We start from the raw sequence: 2,447 nt of genomic DNA, 5'->3' as shown, positions 1-2,447 counted from the left end.
TCTCGTGCTCGCTGATGATGCGGCTCTTGCGGCGCGGGCCACCGATCACGCGGTCGACCGATTCCTCGAGCGATTCGCCGGTGATGACCGAACCGTTCTCGCGGGCGGTGAGCAGCGCGGCCTCGTTGATCACGTTGGCCAGATCGGCGCCGGACATGCCGACGGTGCGCTTGGCCAGACCCTCGAGGTCGGCTTCCTGCGAGATCGGCTTGCCCGCCGAGTGCACCCGCAGGATCGCGCGGCGACCGGCCAGGTCGGGGTTGCCGACCGGGATCTGCCGGTCGAACCGGCCGGGGCGCAGCAGCGCGGGGTCGAGGATGTCGGGCCGGTTGGTGGCCGCGATCAGGATGATGTTGGAGCGATCGCCGAAGCCGTCCATCTCGACCAGCAGCTGGTTGAGGGTCTGCTCGCGCTCGTCGTGACCGCCGCCGAGGCCCGCACCGCGCTGGCGGCCGACCGCGTCGATCTCGTCGACGAAGATGATGCACGGGCTGTTCTGCTTGGCCTGCTCGAACAGGTCACGCACGCGGGAGGCGCCGACACCGACGAACATCTCGACGAAGTCCGAACCGGAGATGGTGAAGAACGGCACCCCGGCCTCGCCCGCGACCGCGCGGGCCAGCAGCGTCTTACCGGTTCCCGGCGGCCCGTAGAGCAGCACGCCCTTGGGGATCTTCGCGCCGAGCGCCTGGTAGCGGGCCGGATTCTGGAGGAAGTCCTTGATCTCGTAGAGCTCTTCGACGGCCTCGTCGGCACCGGCCACGTCCTGGAACGTGGTCTTGGGCATGTCCTTGGTCAGCAGTTTGGCCTTGGACTTACCGAAGCCCATCATTCCGCCACGGCCACCGCCCTGCATGCGCGACATCACGAAGATGAACAGGCCGACCAGCAGCACCATCGGCACGATGAACAGCAGCAGCTGCGACAGCCAGCTCTCCTGCTTGACCACGGTGTCGTACGGGGCGCCGGACTTCTGCACGGCGTCGAGGACCTGCGCGGAGTTCTCCCCACCACTGGGGTACTTGGCGACGATCTTGGCGTTGTTGCTCGTGGCTTCGTTGCCGTTGTTCAGTTCGATGCGGAGCTGCTGCTCCTTGTCATCGATCTGCACGTTCTTGACGTTCGCTTTGTCCTCGAGCTGGGCCAGCGCAACGGAAGTGTCGACACTCTCCCAACCGCGCGTGTCATCGCTGAGAAAGCTGAACAGCCAGATCATGAGCATGATGCCCGAGATGATCGCCAAGGTGCGAAACACTGTCTTGCGGTTCATAGAGCGTCGGCCGGACGGCCCAGTCCTTTCCGGTTATTACTCCGGGTGTGCTTGCGAAGCGTCGAGATCGGCGGGTTTCGGATGCGGACATGCCACGTTACCGCGTACGGTCTAGTTCGATACATCGCGCAGTTCGGCTGCTGGTGCAGTTGCACTGGTAAACGGCCGGAGAACGCAAGAGGTTCCCGAACGCTCCGACCGGGTTGTGGCAAGTGGCCACAATCATGTCATGCCCGCCTTATCGTGGGCGACGACACAACTACAGCGCAGGGGGTATAGACATCGTCGAGCTACGAACACCCACAGCGATTCTGCGCCACGGCGGTGGACGGCTCGTCGTCCTCCGGCCGGGTACCGACGGCGAACGTGTTCTCGACGTTCCCATTGCCGACCTGCTCAAGGTGCGCCTCAATCGGCGCGCCGACGAAGCGGTGGTGATCGAGATCTATCTGCGCTATCCCACGGCGGTCCTCACCGGCGTTCCCGCCGACCGCACTCCCCTTCCGGTGCTCATCGCCGAGCACGACGTGCCTGCCGCCCTCGGCATCGTCGACCGGATCAACGACCAGATCATGGTGACCCAGCGCATCGACGTGGCCGCGCCGGATCTCACCCCGCCCGCTCCCGAGTGGGGCAAGTCGGGTCCCACCCGCGCCGATGTCGAGCGCGCCGTGCGCCGGATGGCGCCGCGCAAGGACGCGCGTTCGGCCGTCACCGCGCTGAACCGGTATGTCACGCCCGACGAATACGTCTTGGAAACGGCCATCGCCGTTGCCGCCCCGCCTGCGGGATCGGGCATCGGCCTGCTCGCCGCGACCACTTCCCGCGTGCTGTTCATCTCCATCGGCAGCGGCGAGCGCTATGCCTTCGAATTGGCGGTGGCCGCGATTCTCGGCGCCCGCACCGTCGAAGGCGCGCGCTCGGCGCCCGGCGAGGTGGATACGCGCCACGGCGGATCGGGCATCGATATCAACGACGGCAATCGCACGCTGCATTTCGCGGGCGTGGATCGCGCCGACACCGAACGGGTCACCTGCGCGGTGAATTTCGCCATCCGCAGGCAGGCTGCCGACGGCGCCGCCGGTCCCGCCGACCCCGGTGTCAACCAGCTCTACGCGGAATGGGAATTACTCGTCGAGCGGCATTCGCTCGGCATGGTCGACGACACGCAATTCCA

The 2,447-nt window shown here is 66.2% G+C and carries 2 protein-coding genes; one reads left to right on the top strand and one right to left on the bottom strand.

What is annotated here, in order from left to right:
* Positions 1 to 1,270, bottom strand: a 1,270-nt coding sequence (gene ftsH / locus ACFWF3_RS32145) for an ATP-dependent zinc metalloprotease FtsH (protein WP_379317577.1), incomplete at its 3' end; no start/stop codon positions are given.
* 224 nt (positions 1,271 to 1,494) lie between these two features.
* On the opposite strand from ftsH, the gene ACFWF3_RS32140 reads away from it, so the two are divergent.
* Positions 1,495 to 2,447: hypothetical protein (locus ACFWF3_RS32140; protein ID WP_379317575.1), on the top strand; the 953-nt coding region annotated here is incomplete at its 3' end.

This window comes from Nocardia sp. NPDC060220, from assembly GCF_042727815.1.
In the GTDB taxonomy this organism is placed as follows: domain Bacteria; phylum Actinomycetota; class Actinomycetes; order Mycobacteriales; family Mycobacteriaceae; genus Nocardia.
The sequence above is the reverse complement of the archived record's forward strand: the minus strand, read 5'-3'. Positions and strand labels throughout refer to the sequence as shown.